This window comes from Brevibacterium sanguinis, assembly GCF_003315415.1.
Taxonomy (GTDB): Bacteria; Actinomycetota; Actinomycetes; order Actinomycetales; family Brevibacteriaceae; genus Brevibacterium; species Brevibacterium celere_A.
In genome coordinates this window covers 137285-154339 of the sequence record NZ_QNSB01000003.1, presented here as the reverse complement: position 1 = coordinate 154339, position 17055 = coordinate 137285, and the positions used below count along the sequence as shown (strand labels likewise).

Here is a 17055-nt window from a genome sequence, read left to right as displayed (position 1 = left end):
GCGCACGCTCAGTCATCGACGAGCAGACCCGACAATCGCTGGAGATAGCCAGCACCGGACGGCTCGACTGCGTCGAACCAACGGTACGGGTGCCGTTCAGCAAGAATCGCGGGGAGCAGCGGGTGATCATGCCGGATAGGCACTTCCCATTCATCCCACTGGCATTCGTCATCGAACCCATCGGAGACGGACTCCCAGTCATCATCTCCAATCGAATACTCCTCGTCGTCATCGTCATCGTCATCGCCGACATGGGCGGCGTGACGCGGCGGAATCAGCTCGAAGAGTTCAGGCATGTCCTCCAATGAGGCTCGCGCACCGTCGAGCGCTGCGCCGATCAGCACCTCGTCGATGAGAGGTCCTGGACGGTCGAAGGGAAGTATCCCGGCCTCGATTTCATTTGAGATCGCCCGGCAGCGTTGCCGGACCGCTTCCGCCCAAGCACGGTTCTCGCCCACGAGCATCATGACTCGGAGGTCGAAATCAGAGAAGGGCGGGATCTCATGGAGCGGTTCGCTCGGCTCGCGGAGCCACTCAGCGATGTGCATATCAACCCAGCCGTCAAGCTCAAGAGCGATGGCATACGCCTGTCGCGGTGTCAATCGGGGCGAGTTCGACCAGGCCGCGGTAAATGCTTCAGCAGATTTGGCGAGTGCGCGCTCGAAATCGGATCCCCGTTCCAGCACTCCCTCGCAGGCGTTGCGCGTCTTCGCGCTGACGGACTCGGGATTATCCTCCCAGCGACGCCAAGTCGCTAGGCTCACGCCCGCCTTGCGCGCGGCGTCAGTCTGCGTGAGATCCAGCTGGCCCCGTCGATCTGTACGTTCGTTCATGCGATGAGACTAATGAGTGCTCAGCGAGTATTCAATGCTCGCGCGAATGCGGGAGAAGCGAAAGGCGCGAGCCCAAGGTTCAGTTCGAAAAACGGAACTCCACCACGTCCCCGTCGACCATGACGTAGTCCTTGCCCTCCATGCGGACCTTGCCGGCGGCCTTCGCATCGGCCATCGATCCGTGCTCGTCGAGATCGGCGAAGGAGACGACCTCGGCCTTGATGAAGCCCTTCTGGAAGTCGGTGTGGATGACTCCGGCCGCCTCAGGGGCCGTCGCGCCCTTGGGGATCGTCCACGCTCGGGACTCCTTGGGGCCGGCCGTGAGGTAGGTCTGCAGACCGAGGGTGTCAAAGCCGACCCGGGCCAGCTGATCGAGGCCGGCCTCCTCCTGACCGGTCGACTCGAGCATCTCCCGAGCCTCCTCCTCGTCGAGCTCGGCGAGCTCGGACTCGAACTTCGCGTCGAGGAAGATCGCCTCGACCGGCGCCACTAGGGCCCGCATCTCGGCTTTCTTCGCCTCATCGGCAAGCACGTCGTCATCGACGTTGAATACGTAGAGGAACGGCTTCGTCGTCATCAGCTGCAGCTCACGCAGCGGCTCGGCGTCGAAACCGTCGGCTTGCATCGCCTGGTAGAGAGTCCGACCGTCCTCGAGGATCGCGGTCGCGGCATCCATGGCGGTGAGCAGTTCGGCTGGCGCCCGCTTGCCGCGCACATCCTTCTCGATTCGCGGGCGCGCCTTCTCCAGGGTCTGGAGGTCGGCGAGGATGAGCTCGGTGTTGATCGTGTCGATGTCGTCGGCGGGGTTGATCTTGCCCTCGACATGGACCACGTCGTCGTCGACGAAGCCGCGGATGACCTGGCAGATCGCGTCGGCCTCACGGATGTTGGCGAGGAACTGATTGCCCAGACCTTCGCCTTCCGAGGCTCCGCGGACGATCCCCGCGATGTCGACGAAGTCGACCGTGGCATTGATGATCCGCTCCGACCCGAAGATCTCCGCCAATCGCGTCAGCCGCGGGTCCGGCAGCGGCACGACGCCGACATTCGGTTCGATGGTGGCGAACGGGTAGTTCGCCGCGAGAACTTGATTCTTGGTCAGTGCATTGAACATGGTCGACTTGCCGACGTTGGGCAGTCCCACGATTCCGATAGTTAGAGCCACGGTAGTCAAGTCTATCCCGGCGCCGAGGCGCGGGTCGAAACGTCGTGTCCGTGCGGTCTGTCACTGTGGACCCATGAACGCTTTCCCCGCCTCCGGAGTCATCACGGCCTTCGTCGTGGCCATCCTGCTCAGCACTGTGCTCGGGTTTCTTCTCGGGCGCGCGCTCACCCGTTCCCGCTACCTCGAACGCCTCACCCGCGCCGAGACGAAGGCTCAGCTCCTGTCCGCGCGCACGGAGGACCTGGAAGCCGATGCCCAGATGGCCGGTGAGATCACCGCCGCGATCGGGCCCCTGGCCGCCAGCGTCAGGCACCTCCACGAGAACATCCAGGCACAGGATCGCACCCAGATCGAGCAGATCACTCGCCTCAATGCCCAGATCAGCCATCTCAGCCAGCAGAATCTCCGGCTGCAGGAATCGACGGGATCGCTTGCCAACGCCCTGAACTCGACGACGCAGCGGGGAGACTGGGGAGAGGTCCAGCTCAAACGCATCGTCGAATACGCAGGCCTGCTGCCCCACGTCGACTTCGACACGCAGGTGACCGCGATGCGCGACGGGGTGCGCCACCGTCCGGACATGATCGTCCATCTCCCGGGCGGCGGCACGATCATCATCGACGCCAAGACCCCTCTGTCGGCCCGGATGACGGAGTCGGACTCGACGAACGACGATCACGCCAAGGCGCTGCTGCGCCATGTGGACTCCCTGGCATCCAAGGAGTACTGGCGGTCCTTCGACACGACCCCGGACTTCGTCGTGTGCTTCGTGCCGACCGACGGGCTGCTCTCGGCGGCGGCCGCCACCTACCCGAAGATGATCGACCATGCCCTGGGCAAAGGCGTCGTCCTCGCGTCGCCGGCAACTCTCCTCGTGCTGCTCAAGACCGTCGCGCTCAACTGGCGGCAGGCCGACATGAGCACATCGGCCGCCGAGGTGCTCAGACTCGGGACAGAACTCTACGAGCGCATCGGCACGCTCGTGACCCACGTCAGCCGGATGGGGACGAGTCTTGACCGCTCCGTCGAGGACTACAACCGGTTCGTGTCCTCACTGGAGACCCGGTTCCTCGTCACGGCCCGAAAGTTCCCGTCGACCGGGATCGTCGACACCGAACTCGACACCGTCGCCGAGCTCGACTCGCGCAGCCGCCACCTGAGCGCCGCGGAACTGTCGAAGCCCCATCTCCCCGGATTCGACACCGTGCAGGAACGGGGCTCCGCGTGAGCTCCTGACGCATTTGTCAGCATCGTCATCCCCTGCAGTGGCTGGATGTGCTCAGCCGTTGTCGGAGTCGTCCTCGTCGTCTCCTCGATGCAGATGCTTCTCGAGCGTGGTCGTCACCAGGGTTAGCGCTCGGTCCTCGGTCTGGGCGAGGATGTCGATCGGCTCACCGTCGAAATGATGGATCTCGGAGCAGACCTCATCGCCGACGAGCACCGCGATCCACGTGGTCCCCGGCTCCTGACCCTCCTGCTCCTCGGGACCGCCTGAACCCGAGGCTGCGACTGCGACGTCGGCTCCCATGATGCGCGCGACCGAACGGACCATCGTCTCCACCGCCTGCTGGGAGATGACGGGGCCGGCGGGCACCTCGAGAAGAGTATGCTTGACGTCGCTCGAATAAGCCACGACTCCCCCGGCGAACCACGTCCCTGAATCAGGTGCGGCGGCGAACTGGCCGGCGATCTTCCCACCGGTGAGCGATTCGGCCACCGCCGCCCGCAGACCTGATTCGATGCACAGTTCGGACAGGCGGGCGGCTGTCTGCGCGGCCCGTTCCTCGAGTTTCTCTGAATTGCTGGTCACGTGGGAAGTCTACGCCTGGACAGGGCCCGGTGGGGGCCTGTGATCGGGCCTCTCGATATCACCGACAGCGCAAAGGCCCCTTGTACGTCAGAGGGTCACGTCCTGCGGGTCGATGTCGTCCCGGAGACCGCGCCATACGGGGTGCCGGAGACGCCCGCCACCGGTCAGGCCCCCGTACCTCACCTCGCCCACGACAACCGGCCGCACCCAATGGGCATCTCGCGCCTCGGCGGCGGGGACGTCGAGCGGGGCCGTCTTGCGGGAATGGGACTGCAGCAGCTTGCGCAGCGATCTCAGCTGCCGTTCGTCGAAGCCCGTCCCGACCCGGCCGAGGTACTCGAGGCCATCCTTGCCGTGCGCGGCCATGAGCAGGGAGGCGAACGTGTCGGAACGTTCTCCCGTCCCGGTTCTCCAGCCGACGATGATGACGTCCCTGGTCGTCGAGTGCTTGAGTTTGAGCCAGGTGCGGGTGCGACGGCCCGGCAGGTAGACGCTGTCGATCTTCTTCGCCATCACCCCTTCGAGACCCAGCTCACGGCTGGCATCCATCGCCTCGTCGACGGTGCCGGTGAAGGCGATGGGCACATGGATGCTCTCGCCCTCGGTGACGATCTCCCTCAATCGCTCACGCCGGTCGCAGTAGGGGGTGCGCAGGAGCGAATCACCGTCGGCACGCAGCACGTCGAAGGCCATGAGGTGCACCGGGGTGCGGTGGCGCTCCCTCTCGATGTCCCGCTCATCCGTCAGTCCCATCCGGCGCTGCAACCTGCTGAAGTCGGGTCTGCTCCCCGTTCCGAGCGCCACGATCTCGCCGTCGAGGACGCAGTCGACGTCCGCGCAGTCGGCCAGCTCTCCCAGTTCCGGATATGCAACCGTGAGGTCATGGCCGTTGCGACTCGCCAGCGCGACCGACCCCGGCGTGGTCGAAGTGCTCGCCCGCACTGTGGCGATGGCCCGGATCCCGTCCCATTTCATCTCGAACGCCCAGTCGTCCGCGTCGCGCCGCACAGGGTCGACCTCACCGAGGCTCGCGAGCATCGGGCTGATGTCGGCTGGTTCGACAGTCCCGGGCTCGGCCGCGGTCTCGCTCGCCTCGCCGTCCGCGGCCGCGACGGAATCGTCGTCCCCCACGGCCGCAGCGGAGTCCCCCTCCGGGGCGGGAGAGTCCTTCGTCAGGTGGATGAGCCAGTTCTTCTCCGGTTCGCTGTTGGGTCCATGTTCGCCGGTGTTGAACAGCGCGAACTTCCGGACCCCGCCCAGTCCCCCGTCCTCGCGTCCGTGCAGCGTGGCGATGACCTCCCTGCCCTCCCGCCACTTCTCGAGCTCGTAGGTGCCCGAGTCCCAGATCGTCACCTCTCCGGCCCCGTACTCCCCCTTGGGGATCGTGCCCTCGAACGTGCCGTACTCGAGCGGGTGGTCCTCGGTCTGCACGGCGAGGTGGTTGCGGTCAGGGTCCGTCGGCGGCCCTTTCGGCAGCGCCCAGGAGACGAGCACCCCGTCATGCTCGAGGCGGAAGTCCCAGTGCAGACGGCGCGCATGGTGCTCCTGGATGACGAAGGAGAGTTCGTCCCCGCTGGTGCCGTGCCGATCGGGGATCGGCTCACTCGTACGCTTGGGATCCCGCTTCGACCGATAGACCTCGAGCCGGTCACGCGGCGCGTCGAGGGTGCCGGCATCGGACTCACCGGCGGACGCCGACAGCGGTTCGAGCAGGTCGCCGAACTCGTCGACGCGGTCGAGCACCTCCTCGAAGCGCAGATGCTCGACGCTGCCCGGGTCGTCGAACTCGTCCCACGACCGCGGCGCGGCGACCGTCGGGGTGAACCGTCCCCGCAATGAGTAGGGGGCGACCGTCGTCTTCGCCGCCGAGTTCTGGGACCAGTCGATGAGCACCTTGTTCTCGCGCAGCGTCTTCTTCATCGCCGAGACGATGAGGTCCTTGTGATCGGCCTCGAGGCTGCGCGCAAGCTCATGGGCGACGTCGGAGATCTGCTGGCAGCTCGCGGAGCCGTCGAGCGGCGCATAGAGGTGGATCCCCTTCGATCCGCTCGTCACCGGATAGGCCTCGAGGCCCATGCCCTCGAGCAGTTCCCGGACCAGCTGCGCCACCTCGATGCAGTCGGCCAGTTCCCGTCCCGGCCCGGGATCGAGGTCGAGCACCATTCGATCGGGATGCCTGTCCTCCGACGAGATCGTTCCCGGATCCGACCTGCCGGGACCGACGCGCCATTGGGGTACGTGGATCTCCAAGGACGCCATCTGGGCCAGATAGGTCAGGGTCGCGCGGTCCTGGACCAGCGGATACCTCTTCGATCCCGTCGAATGCCTGATGGCGCGGGAAGTGATCCAGGAGGGTGCGGAGTCGGGCAGATCCTTCTCGAAGAACACGCTGCCGGGATCCTCAGGCGTCCCGACTCCGTCGACCCAGCGCTTGCGGGTGGCGATCCGGTCCCGGGCATGTCGGATGAGATGCGGAGCGATCCTCGCGTAGTAGTCGAGGACCTCGCCCTTCGTCGTTCCCGTCTGCGGGTAGTAGACCTTGTCGAGGTTCTTCAGCGTCAGACGATGGCCGTCGACGGAGATCCTCTGCTCATCGCGTGGCATGTCGCACCTCCTGTGTCCAGCACGTTACCCGACTTCCGGCAGGTCGAGTGGGTGCAATTGCCGAGTCCTCGGCAGGGGTTGGCAAAGGTGTTGGCCTCGGTTTGAATGGAACGATGAGAGCCATCTGGACAGGATCCATCGCCTTCGGGCTCGTCAATGTGCCCGTCAAGCTGTACTCGGCCACCGAGGACCACGATGTCGACATGCATCAGGTCCACGAGAAGGACGGTGGGCGCATCCGCTACCAACGACGATGCGAGGAGTGCGGGAAGATCGTCGAGTACGACGACATCGTCAAGGCCTATGACGACGGCGACCACCGGGTCATCATCACGAAGGACGACCTGGAGGCGCTGCCGGCGGACAAGAGCGACGACATCGACGTGCTCCAGTTCGTCCCCAACGACCAGATCGACCCGATCATGTTGGAGAAGTCGTACTTCCTCGAACCCACGTCGAAGACCCCCAAGGCCTACCTGCTGCTGCGTCAGACCCTCGAGGACACGGAGAGGACCGCGATCGTCAAGATCACCCTCCGCACCCGCACTCGCCTGGCGATCCTCCGCGTGTGCGGCAAGGTGCTCATGATCCAGACCCTGAGATGGGCCGACGAGATCCGTGACGTCGACTTCAAGGGAGTCAACTCCCGCGCGAAGATCTCGGACAAGGAGCTGAAGATGTCGGCCAAGCTCGTCGAGAGCTATTCCGAGGACTTCACCCCCGAGGAGTTCACCGACGACTACCAGGTCGAACTGCGCAAGCTCATCGACGCGAAGATCGAGAAGGGAGAGACTCTGGATCTCGAGGAGACGTTCCCCGACGAGTCCGAGGAGGACGAGGACTCCGGCGGCGACGTCGTCGACCTCATGGAGGCGCTGCGGAAGTCCGTCGAACGCACCCGATCCGAGAAGAAGGGCAGGTCCGACGGGAAGAAGGAGTCGACAGCGAAGCGCACCGGCTGAGGCCCGGGCTCCCCGTCGATCGTCCGGACCTCCGGCCCCCCCAGCGCCAACTGTGTGATTCACGGGCAGTCGTTTACAACGTCAAGCCGCGATGCCAGTCTGGTGGGACCCAGTCAGGTCCCGGCGGAGCCCGCACGGCTTCGCACCGCGAGAGACGAGGAGAACGACCATGAAGCTCGATGAACTGCGACCGACCTTCGACGCCCAGGGCCCTTTCGCGACCGTCTACCTCGAGAGCCGCTCCCCCTCGGCCGACGCCGGGCAGCAGCTGCGCCTGCGATGGGAGGAGCTGCGCGACGACCTCAAGGAACAGGGAGCGGAAGACGATCTCCTCTCCGCGATCGACGGCGTCCTCCTCGACGACGACACCCGCACCGAGGCGCACACCGACGGACGCATCATCGTCGCCAACGCCTCGGGGGTCCTGCTCGACGAGCACTGGGATGCCGCCCTGGGTACCGGTGACTCGGCCCATCATTCCGAGGTCCCCGAACTCGGGACGTACCTGCGCGAGAAGAACCGCCTCGTCGACGTCGTGCTCGTCGTCGCCGATCAGACGGGCGCGGTCATCCGTGAGCTGACGATCGGCGAGGAGCACGTCACCTCCCAGTCAGCGGAGACGCAGATCTCCGGCGACGAGGACGAGAGCATCCACAAGCCTCGCGGCCAGGCGCTGTCCCACAACCAGATCCGGCGGCGCGCCGATGAGATCATCAAGGACAATGCCCGTGACGTCGCCGACTTCGTCGACGACCTCGTGACCCGACGCTCCCCCGACGCCGTCGTCATCGCCGGCGAGGTGCAGGGGCGCACGGCCGTCAAGGCCGAGTTCTCGGCCCGGGTCAACGAGATCGTCCATGAGGTGACCGAGGGCGGGATCGTCGATGAGGCCGCCGAGGAGGCGCTCGAGGTGGCACTGAGGTCGTTGGCCTCCGACCTCAGCCGAGACCGCATGAAGGAGGCGGAGGAGAGCCTGTCCCAGGGACTGGCCCATGCGCTGGCCGTCGAGGGACGCACCGAGGTCGCGAAGGCGGTGGAGCGCGGAGCGGTCGACACCCTGCTGCTCAATCGCGACACCGTCGCCGCCGATGAGGGACGGCTCATCGCCGATGCCGTCCGGTCGTCGGCCGAGCTGCGGCTCGTCGACGCCGACATCAGCGACGGAGTCGCCGCCACTCTCCGGTTCGACGCCTCAGCGGCCCTCGCCGACTGAGAGCGCTCGCCGGCACCGGTCGGTCGGGGACGCGGGCCAGCGACGGAGCCCGCACGCGCCGATCAGGTGATCCGGATCAGATGATCCTGTGATCCCGGTCGGCGCCGTCGGGCTTGTTCGCCGTCTTCTTGCCCGCGGCCTTGAGATCCTTGCGCAGCTCCCTGGGCAGCGAGAACATGAGATCCTCCTCGGCCGTGACGACCTCCTCGACGGAGGTGAAGCCGTAGTCGCCGAGGAGGGAGAGCAGATCCTGGACCAGAGGCTCGGGAACGCTGGCACCCGAGGTGACGCCCACGGTGGCGACGTCGTGGAACCAGGCCTCGTCGACCTCACGGGCGAAGTCAATGCGATGGGCCGCCTTCGCGCCGTGCTCGAGAGCGACCTCGACGAGGCGGACCGAGTTCGAGGAGTTCGCGGAACCGACGACGAGCACCAGATCGGCCTCCGGGGCGATCTTCTTCACCGCCACCTGCCGGTTCTGAGTGGCGTAGCAGATGTCGTCGCTCGGCGGATCCTGCAGGTGCGGGAACCGCTCCCGCAGGATGTTCACCGTCTCCATGGTCTCGTCGACGCTCAGAGTCGTCTGCGAGATCCACACGAGGGGCTCGTCCGGGTCGACCTCGACGGTGCGCGCCTCTGCGGGGTTCTGGATCAGGGTGATGTGCTCGGGCGCCTCACCCATCGTCCCCTCGACCTCCTCGTGGCCGGCGTGACCGACGAGCAGGATGCGGTAGCCGTCACGAGCGAAACGGACGGCCTCGCGGTGGACCTTGGTGACCAGGGGGCACGTCGCGTCGATCGTCGACAGCTCCCGCTCGGCCGCCTCGGCGTGGACGGCGGGGGACACTCCGTGCGCGGAGAACACGACACGCGCACCCTGCGGGACCTCGTCGGTCTCATCGACGAACACGGCACCGCGCTCGGACAGCGTCTCGACCACGTGACGGTTGTGGACGATCTCCTTACGCACGTAGATCGGCGCGCCGTAGTGCTCGAGCGCGCGCTCGACGGCGATGACGGCCCGATCGACGCCGGCACAGTAGCCCCGCGGCGCGGCGAGGAGGACTCTCTGCTCGGCATCCCGGGGCTTGCGGATGTCCTCGGGATCCAGACGCTTGCGCGGAATCGTCGGCATGGGCACAGATACGGCAGTCACGTGCCCCAGTCTAGGTCCCGGACCTGGGAGACGGCCACAAAGGTGAACCACTCCACACCCGCAGGCAGCGCGCACTCGACACATTGCGGGCGGCGGACTCCGCGGCTGACGCGCCGCGGACTCCGGACCCCGCGGTCGGCGGACCCCACACCGGGCGGGGGCGCGCACTCGGCACGGCGCGGCCGGCGTCCGTGGCGTTCGCTAGGGTGGGACCAGCACAAGGAGGAATCGCATGGCCCAACGCATCTCCGGCACTCCCGGAACCCTCGGCGAATCGGTCGCGCCGCGGGAACTGGCCGCCACCGCCGCCGAGACGACCGCGGAGAACCCCTGGCCGCTGAGCCTGCTGTCGCAGAAGATGAAGTCCTACATCGACCGGATGTCGAGCGTGTGGATCGAAGGGCAGGTCGTCGAACTCAACCATCGCGGCAAGGCCAGCTACCTCACCCTGCGCGACACCGACGTCGAGATGTCCCTTCCCGTCCAGATCTGGAAGAACGTCCTCGATCGCACCGGGGCCCCGCTGACCGAGGGCAGCCACGTCGTGGCGAACCTCAAGGCCGACTTCTGGACGAAGACCGGACGACTGACGATGCGGGCCAACGACATCCGGGCCGTCGGGCTCGGCGAGCTGCTGGCCAGGCTCGAGCGGCTGAGGAAGCAGCTCGCGGCCGAGGGCCTGTTCGATCCCGCCCGGAAGCGCCGCCTTCCGTTCCTGCCCAACCGGATCGGCCTCATCACCGGGCGGGACTCCGATGCCCAGAAGGACGTCGTGCGCAACGTCCACCTGCGCTGGCCGGCCGCCGAGTTCGAGATCCGCAACTGCGCCGTCCAGGGACCCGACGCGGTGCCCGGAGTGATGAGGAACCTCGCCGAGCTCGACGCCGACCCGGCCATCGACGTCATCGTCATCGCTCGCGGGGGCGGCAGCATGGAGGACCTGCTGCCGTTCTCCAACGAAGCCCTCGTCCGGGCCGTGTCGAACGCCCAGACCCCTGTCGTCTCCGCGATCGGGCACGAGGCCGACCGGCCCATCCTCGACGAGGTCGCCGATCTTCGTGCCTCGACGCCGACCGACGCGGCCAAGCGGATCGTTCCCGATGTCGCCGAGGAGACGATGAATCTGCTGCGCGTGCGCGCGGAACTCGATGCCGCGGTCAATCGGATCATCGACCGTGAGCAGGAGATGCTCACCGCCGTGCGTTCGCGCCCGGTCCTCGCCGAGCCCCAGACCATGGTCACGGCCCGCGAGGACGAACTGGCGATGATCAGACGCCGCAGTCTGCAGGCCGCGACCGGACTCGTCATCCACGGCGAGAAGGAGATCAGCTACCTGCGGTCCCAGGCGAGATCCCTGTCTCCGCTGCGCACCCTCGAACGCGGCTACGCCGTGGTGCAGTCCGACGCCGGGCAGGCGATCAGGGACGCCGCCGAGGTGAGAGTCGGAGCCACCGTGCACGTGCGCGTCGCCCGCGGCCGATTCGACGCCGAGGTCAGCACCATCCAGACCGAACACCACACCCACCCCACTCCGGAGGACGAGGACAATGACTGAACAGACCCAGACCGACATCAGCACCCTCAGCTACGAGCAGGCGCGCGAGGAGCTCGTGATGATCGTCAAGCGGCTCGAGACCGGCAACCTTCCGCTCGAGGAGTCCCTGGCCCTGTGGGAGCGGGGAGAGTCGCTGGCCGATCGCTGTCAGGCGTGGCTCAACGGCGCCCGCGAGCGCCTCGACCGCGCTCGGGCGGAGTCCTCCGACGACGAGGAGTGAGGGTCAGCGCAGCTGGTCGGCGATCTGCTGCGCGAAGCCGTCGACTGTCTCCGGCAGCGCAGTGGCCGACAGGACGACGTACATGTCGTCGTGCGAGGTCACCCAGTGCTCCCTGCCGTCTTCGGCACGGTAGACCTGGAACCGGGCGCCGCCCACGGTCGCGGTCTCGGCGGGGACGGCATCACCGACCTGGTTCTCGGCCCACTTCTGCGAGGCCGCGGCCTGCTCGATGCTCACCCACTGCTGCTCCGCGCCGATGAACGACATGTACCAGGACGTGTGCTCGGAATCGCCGACCTGTCCGAGGCTCGCTTCATTGGAGGACCAGCCCGGGGGGATCTCGGGAACGATGAGATCGAAGTCGGCGCTCCCCTGCGCCTGCTGTGCGATCGCCTGGTAGTCGACGACGCGTTCGGTCTCGACCTCGGGCTGCGGAGCCATGAGCAGAGCCCCGACGACGACGGCGAAGCAGGCGAGGATCGCGATCATCATGTTGACCCAGTTCGAGTTCTTCCGCAGAACTCGCATCTCCTCCCGGGAGCCGGGAAGGATGGCGCTGGATTCGGGCTGTGCTTGAGCATTCACGCTCCCAATTGTCCTCTCGGCGCACGAGAGGGCCAAATCCCCCGCGTCCGCATCGGCGCCCGAGTGCGCGAGACCGCTGTCGGGAAGTCGGCGACGGGGTGGCACAATTGGTGTCATGAGTGACTCACAGGAATCCGCTGAAGCCAAATCTCATCACGACCGGGGTCGCGTCGACGCCGCCGCTCCCCCCGTCGCAGTGACCGATTCATGGTCGCAGCAGGCCCAGGTCGGAGAGGATGCCCCCGACCGCAACCTGGCGCTCGAACTCGTGCGCGTCACGGAAGCCGCCGCCATCGCCGCCGCCCCCTGGGTCGGGCGCGGGGACAAGAACGCCGCCGACGGCGCCGCGGTGGCCGCGATGCGCAACGTCATCTCCTCGGTCCGGATGTCGGGCACCGTCGTCATCGGTGAGGGAGAGAAGGACGAAGCTCCCATGCTCTTCAACGGCGAACGCGTCGGAGACGGCGAGGGCCCCCACTGCGATGTCGCCGTCGACCCGATCGACGGCACCCGGCTGACCGCCCTCGGCATGCCCAACGCGATCTCCGTCATGGCCGTCACGGAAGACGGCGCGATGTACGACCCGTCCGCCGTGTTCTACATGGAGAAGCTCGTCACCGGGCCTGCGGCCGCCGACGCGGTCGATCTGCGCCTGCCGACGGCGGAGAACATCCGTCGCGTGGCCAAGGCCAAGGGCAACACCGATCCCGCCTCGGTGACGGTGATGATCCTCGATCGCCCGCGCCACGAGAAGATGATCGAGGAGATCCGCGCTGCCGGAGCCCGCATCAGGCTCATCACGGACGGCGATGTCGCCGGAGCGATCGCCGCGTGCCGGCAGGGAACCGGCGTCGACATGCTCATGGGCATCGGCGGAACCCCGGAGGGCATCATCACCGCCTGCGCCATCAAGGCCCTCGGCGGGGTCATCCAGGGCCGGCTGTGGCCGCAGGACGACGCCGAGCGCGAAGCCGCCGCGAAGGCCGGCCTCGACGTCGACCAGGTGCTCAACACCGAGGACCTCGTCACCGGAGACAACAGCTACTTCGTCGCGACGGGGATCACCAACGGCGACCTGCTCGACGGAGTGAAGTTCCAGGGCGGACACGTGACGACGCACTCCCTGGTCATGCGCTCGAAGTCGGGCACGGTGCGCTCGGTGTTCGCCGAGCACCAGGTCGAGAAGACGCGCTCCTACGTCGAGGCCGCCGAGGAGGCCGCTCGCCGCGGTCTCGTCTGAGCCGCCCGTGCACCGCCTCGGTGCCCCTACCCCTCTCCCGGTCATCGCACCAGCACGACCTCCCCTGCGCCGCCACGGCGCATCCACCGACAATCCACCCGCATCACGGAAGAAGGTGCCCGCATGCCGCATCAGGCCTGGGAACGATTGATGGCAGGAAATCAGCGCTTCGTCAGCGGTGAGCCGCAGCACCCCAATCAGGACACGGCTCGGCGCGAGTCGCTGTCCGAGTCGCAGACCCCGTTCGTCACCCTCTTCGGCTGCTCGGACTCCCGGGTCGCCGCCGAGATGATCTTCGACGTCGGCCTCGGCGACATGTTCGTCGTCCGCAACGCAGGGCAGGTCATCGATCCGGTGACCCTGGGCTCCCTCGAGTACGGGGTCGAGGTCCTCGGCACCCCCATGCTCGTCGTGCTCGGGCACGACAGTTGCGGCGCCGTCACCGCTGCGGTCAACTCCTACGACTCGGGAGAGACCCCGCCGGGGTTCATCTCCGACGTCGTGGCCAGGCTCCTTCCCACGGTGGCCCGCGCCCGCCGCAACGGCCGCGCGACGGTCAACGCCACCGTGGCCCAGAACACGATCGACGTCACCGACAAGATCATGCAGCTGTCCTCGATCATCTCCACCGCCGTCGAGGAGGGCAGGCTGATCATCGTCGGCCTCACCTACCAGCTCCACGACGGCCGGATCACGGTCGTCGCCCGCCACGGCGGCGAGGACTCAGACGTCTCGACCATCGCCTCCTGAGGCCGGTCAGCACCGCAGCGGTCAAGCTGGGCCGCAGAACCCGCAACCTTGTCGAAAGGAAGACCATGAGCGAAGAGTTTCGCATCGAGCACGACACCATGGGAGAAGTGAAGGTTCCCAAGGACGCCCTCTACCGGGCCCAGACGCAGCGGGCCGTGGAGAACTTCCCGATCTCGGGCAAGACGCTCGAGTCCGCGCACGTCGCGGCACTCGCCCAGGTGAAGAAAGCCGCCGCGAAGGCGAACGCCGAACTCGGCGTCCTCGACGAGCAGCGCGCACAGGCGATCCAGGAGGCCGCCGACGCCGTCATCTCCGGCGAGTACGACTCCCACTTCCCGATCGACGTCTTCCAGACCGGTTCGGGCACCTCGTCGAACATGAACACCAACGAGGTCCTCGCCTCCCTGGCCAGCCGCGCCCTGGAGTCCGCGGGAGTCGACGTCCACCCCAACGACCACGTCAACGCCTCCCAGTCCTCGAACGACGTCTTCCCCACCTCGGTGCACGTGGCCGTGACGAAGGCCCTCGTGTCGACGCTCATCCCGGCCATGGAGACCCTGGCCGCCTCGCTCGAGAAGAAGGCCGAGGAGTTCTCCTCCGTCGTCAAGTCCGGGCGCACCCACCTGATGGACGCGACCCCGGTGACACTGGGCCAGGAGTTCGGCGGATACGCGGCGACCGTCCGCTACGGCATCGAACGCATCGAGGCCTCTCTGCCCCGCGTTGCCGAAGTGCCCCTCGGCGGCACCGCCGTCGGCACCGGCATCAACACCCCTGAGGGATTCTCCGCCCGCGTCATCGAGATCCTCGCCGAGGAGACCGGCCTGCCCATCACCGAGGCGCGCAACCACTTCGAGGCCCAGGCCAACCGCGACGGGCTCATCGAGGTCTCCGGTCAGCTGCGCACGATCGCCTACGGCTACATGAAGATCTGCAACGACCTGCGGTGGATGGGCTCGGGACCGAACACCGGCCTCGGCGAGATCGCCATCCCCGATCTCCAGCCCGGCTCCTCGATCATGCCCGGCAAGGTCAACCCGGTCATCTGCGAGGCCACCATCCAGGTCGCGGCCCAGGTGATCGGCAACGACACGACCGTCGCGCTGTCCTCGACCAATGGCGCCTTCGAGCTCAACGTCGGCATCCCGGTGATGGCGTCGAACCTCCTCGAGTCGATCCGCCTGCTCGCCAATTCGTCGAGGGTCATGGCGGAGAAGATGATCAACGGCCTGGCCGCCAACGAGGAGCGCGCCCGCTTCCTCGCCGAGGCGAGCCCCTCCATCGTCACGCCCCTCAACAAGGTCATCGGCTACGAGGCGGCCGCGAAGATCGCCAAGCACGCGGTGGCCAACAAGATGACAGTCAAGGAGGCAACGATCGACCTCGGCTTCGTCGAGAACGGATCGATCACCGAGGCGGATCTCGACAAGGCCCTCGACGTGACCACGATGATCGGCAGCTACAGGTAGGACCACCCCGAGCCTGGACCGATCCGCCGAGGGTGCACTTCACGAAGTGCGCCCTCGGCGGATCAGTCGTCTCTCGGCGGATCGGCGCCCCCTCGGCCGGTGAGCCCTCGGCCCAGGGGGCACCGTCGGCTGTGCTCAGGTCCGGAACGGATCGAACTCCTCGAGCACGTCCGTGACCAGGGCCGCGATCTCCGAGCGCTCGGAGCGGGTGAGGGTGACATGGGCGAAGAGGCCGTGGCCCTTGAGCTTCTCGATGACCGCGGCGACCCCGTCATGGCGGCCCACCCGGAGGTTGTCGCGCTGGGCCACGTCATGGGTGAGCACGACCTTCGAGTTCATCCCGATCCGCGAGAGCACCGTGAGCAGGACGTTGCGCTCGAGTGACTGCGCCTCGTCGACGATGACGAAGGCATCGTGGAGCGAGCGACCGCGGATGTGGGTGAGCGGAAGGACCTCGAGGATTCCCCTGTTGACCACCTCGTCGATGACGTTCTTGCTGACCAGGGCGCTCAGGGTGTCGAACACGGCCTCCGCCCACGGGTTCATCTTCTCCCCCTCGCTGCCGGGCAGGTAGCCGAGGTTCTGACCGCCGACGGCGTAGATCGGACGGAACACCATGATCTTGGAGTGCCTGTTCTCCTCGAGCGCCTTCTGCAGCCCCGCCATGAGGGCGAGCGCGGACTTCCCCGTCCCGGCCCGACCTCCCAGGGACACGATCCCCAGAGCGTCGTCGAGGAGCATGTCGATGGCCACCCGCTGCTCCGCGGACCGGCCGTGGACGCCGAAGACGTCTCGGTCCCCGCGCACGAGCCGGACCGTGTTGTTCGGATGCACCCGTCCCAGTGCCGACCCCCGCGGCGAGGTGATGACGACCCCGGTGTTGACCACCTCGTCGGACACGGCGTCGGTGACCACGCTGCCCGTGTCGTAGAACTGCGCCATCTCCTCGTCGCCGAGGGCGAGCTCGCTCATCCCGGTGAATCCCGAGTCGGTCGCCAGCTCGGCCAGGTACTCCTCGGCGCGCAGTCCCAGGGCGGAGGCCTTGACCCGCATCGGCACGTCCTTGGTCACGACGATGACGTCGTGGCCCTCCGCCGCGAGGTTCCGGGCGACGGCGAGGATGCGGGTGTCGTTCTCGGTCCGGTCGAAGCCCACCGGCATCGTCGAGGAGTCGATGTGGTTGATCTCGACCTGGAGGGTGCCACCGGAGTCGCCCACGGGGATCGGCTCGTCGAGCCTGTCGTACTCGGAGCGGAAGTCGTCGAGGATGTGGAGCGCTTTGCGCGCGGTGAACCCGAGCTCCGGGTGGTTGCGCTTGGCCTCGAGCTCCGAGACGACGACGAGAGGGATGACGATGTGGTGTTCGTCGAACCTCAGCAGCGCTCCCGGATCCGAGAGCAGCACCGAGGTGTCGAGAACGTAGGTGTGAACGGCCATGGGGACCCCTGTGGCGTGAGTTCCGCCGAGGTGCGAGTCCTGAGATCCCACGACCT

The 17055-nt window shown here is 67.0% G+C and carries 15 protein-coding genes; 8 read left to right on the top strand and 7 right to left on the bottom strand.

The genetic code is table 11. The annotated features are described in order from the left end of the window. Positions 1-8 precede the first annotated feature (8 nt). A complete protein-coding gene (locus tag DFO65_RS05015; protein WP_113903327.1) occupies positions 9-833 on the bottom strand; it encodes a helix-turn-helix domain-containing protein in 825 nt (274 codons plus the stop codon). Positions 834-912: 79 nt separating this feature from the next. Further along, positions 913-1998 carry a redox-regulated ATPase YchF gene (gene ychF, locus DFO65_RS05010; protein ID WP_113903326.1) on the bottom strand — a complete coding sequence of 362 codons (1086 nt, stop codon included), beginning with the start codon at positions 1996-1998 and terminating at the stop codon, positions 913-915. A 73-nt stretch (positions 1999-2071) separates the two neighbouring features. Between ychF and DFO65_RS05005 the strand changes: the two genes are divergently transcribed. After that, positions 2072-3226 carry a DNA recombination protein RmuC gene (locus DFO65_RS05005; protein WP_113903325.1) on the top strand — a complete coding sequence of 385 codons (1155 nt, stop codon included), beginning with the start codon at positions 2072-2074 and terminating at the stop codon, positions 3224-3226. 51 nt (positions 3227-3277) lie between these two features. Here DFO65_RS05005 and DFO65_RS05000 read toward each other — a convergent pair whose 3' ends face one another. Together DFO65_RS05000 and DFO65_RS04995 are read right to left on the bottom strand one after the other, a co-directional pair. Beyond that, the gene (locus tag DFO65_RS05000; protein ID WP_113903324.1) at positions 3278-3808 is read right to left on the bottom strand and encodes a CinA family protein; all 531 of its coding nucleotides are present in this window, start codon (positions 3806-3808) and stop codon (positions 3278-3280) included. 87 nt (positions 3809-3895) lie between these two features. After that, positions 3896-6412, bottom strand: coding sequence for an ATP-dependent DNA ligase (locus DFO65_RS04995; RefSeq protein ID WP_113903323.1), 2517 nt, complete (start codon positions 6410-6412; stop codon positions 3896-3898). 113 nt (positions 6413-6525) lie between these two features. On the opposite strand from DFO65_RS04995, the gene ku reads away from it, so the two are divergent. Both ku and DFO65_RS04985 read left to right on the top strand, forming a co-directional pair. Continuing rightward, positions 6526-7374 carry a non-homologous end joining protein Ku gene (ku, locus tag DFO65_RS04990; protein ID WP_113903322.1) on the top strand — a complete coding sequence of 283 codons (849 nt, stop codon included), beginning with the start codon at positions 6526-6528 and terminating at the stop codon, positions 7372-7374. 169 nt (positions 7375-7543) lie between these two features. Further along, complete coding sequence (locus DFO65_RS04985; protein ID WP_113903321.1) at positions 7544-8587, top strand: baeRF2 domain-containing protein; 1044 nt, start codon at positions 7544-7546, stop codon at positions 8585-8587. Positions 8588-8663: 76 nt separating this feature from the next. Here DFO65_RS04985 and DFO65_RS04980 read toward each other — a convergent pair whose 3' ends face one another. After that, positions 8664-9722 (bottom strand): 4-hydroxy-3-methylbut-2-enyl diphosphate reductase, encoded by a 1059-nt coding sequence (locus DFO65_RS04980; RefSeq protein WP_113903320.1) that lies wholly within the window; start codon positions 9720-9722, stop codon positions 8664-8666. A 253-nt stretch (positions 9723-9975) separates the two neighbouring features. Between DFO65_RS04980 and xseA the strand changes: the two genes are divergently transcribed. Both xseA and DFO65_RS04970 read left to right on the top strand, forming a co-directional pair. Then, positions 9976-11298 (top strand): exodeoxyribonuclease VII large subunit, encoded by a 1323-nt coding sequence (xseA, locus tag DFO65_RS04975; protein ID WP_113903319.1) that lies wholly within the window; start codon positions 9976-9978, stop codon positions 11296-11298. Next, entirely contained in the window at positions 11291-11518 is a 228-nt protein-coding gene (locus DFO65_RS04970; RefSeq protein WP_113903318.1) for an exodeoxyribonuclease VII small subunit, read from the top strand. The genes xseA and DFO65_RS04970 overlap by 8 nt, the downstream gene beginning before the upstream one ends. 3 nt (positions 11519-11521) lie before the next feature. On the opposite strand, the gene DFO65_RS04965 is transcribed toward DFO65_RS04970, so the two are convergent. Then, entirely contained in the window at positions 11522-12103 is a 582-nt protein-coding gene (locus tag DFO65_RS04965; protein WP_245940488.1) for a DUF4245 family protein, read from the bottom strand. A gap of 115 nt (positions 12104-12218) precedes the next feature. Here DFO65_RS04965 and glpX point away from each other — a divergent pair, with 115 nt between their 5' ends. The 3 genes from glpX (at position 12219) to DFO65_RS04950 (ending at position 15562) form a co-directional block, all read left to right on the top strand. After that, positions 12219-13343, top strand: a complete 1125-nt coding sequence (glpX, locus tag DFO65_RS04960) for a class II fructose-bisphosphatase (protein WP_220151238.1) — start codon at positions 12219-12221, stop codon at positions 13341-13343. Between the two features lie 123 nt (positions 13344-13466). Then, entirely contained in the window at positions 13467-14093 is a 627-nt protein-coding gene (locus DFO65_RS04955) for a carbonic anhydrase (protein WP_113903315.1), read from the top strand. A 65-nt stretch (positions 14094-14158) separates the two neighbouring features. Then, the gene (locus DFO65_RS04950) at positions 14159-15562 is read left to right on the top strand and encodes a class II fumarate hydratase (RefSeq protein WP_113903314.1); all 1404 of its coding nucleotides are present in this window, start codon (positions 14159-14161) and stop codon (positions 15560-15562) included. 135 nt (positions 15563-15697) lie between these two features. On the opposite strand, the gene phoH2 is transcribed toward DFO65_RS04950, so the two are convergent. Next, positions 15698-16999: an RNA 5'-3' helicase PhoH2 gene (gene phoH2, locus DFO65_RS04945; RefSeq protein ID WP_113903313.1), complete on the bottom strand. Its 1302-nt coding sequence runs from the start codon at positions 16997-16999 to the stop codon at positions 15698-15700. Between the last annotated feature and the right edge of the window lie 56 nt (positions 17000-17055).

Bases quoted from the DNA above. Each gene is read 5' to 3' on its own strand.
- DFO65_RS04955 (WP_113903315.1), top strand. From the start codon at position 13,467: ATGCCGCATCAGGCCTGGGAACGATTGATGGCAGGAAATCAGCGCTTC.
- glpX (WP_220151238.1), top strand. From the start codon at position 12,219: ATGAGTGACTCACAGGAATCCGCTGAAGCCAAATCTCATCACGACCGG.
- DFO65_RS05005 (WP_113903325.1), top strand. From the start codon at position 2,072: ATGAACGCTTTCCCCGCCTCCGGAGTCATCACGGCCTTCGTCGTGGCC.
- DFO65_RS04980 (WP_113903320.1), bottom strand. From the start codon at position 9,722: ATGCCGACGATTCCGCGCAAGCGTCTGGATCCCGAGGACATCCGCAAG.
- xseA (WP_113903319.1), top strand. From the start codon at position 9,976: ATGGCCCAACGCATCTCCGGCACTCCCGGAACCCTCGGCGAATCGGTC.
- DFO65_RS04985 (WP_113903321.1), top strand. From the start codon at position 7,544: ATGAAGCTCGATGAACTGCGACCGACCTTCGACGCCCAGGGCCCTTTC.
- DFO65_RS04970 (WP_113903318.1), top strand. From the start codon at position 11,291: ATGACTGAACAGACCCAGACCGACATCAGCACCCTCAGCTACGAGCAG.
- DFO65_RS04995 (WP_113903323.1), bottom strand. From the start codon at position 6,412: ATGCCACGCGATGAGCAGAGGATCTCCGTCGACGGCCATCGTCTGACG.
- DFO65_RS05015 (WP_113903327.1), bottom strand. From the start codon at position 833: ATGAACGAACGTACAGATCGACGGGGCCAGCTGGATCTCACGCAGACT.
- ku (WP_113903322.1), top strand. From the start codon at position 6,526: ATGAGAGCCATCTGGACAGGATCCATCGCCTTCGGGCTCGTCAATGTG.
- DFO65_RS04950 (WP_113903314.1), top strand. From the start codon at position 14,159: ATGAGCGAAGAGTTTCGCATCGAGCACGACACCATGGGAGAAGTGAAG.
- phoH2 (WP_113903313.1), bottom strand. From the start codon at position 16,999: ATGGCCGTTCACACCTACGTTCTCGACACCTCGGTGCTGCTCTCGGAT.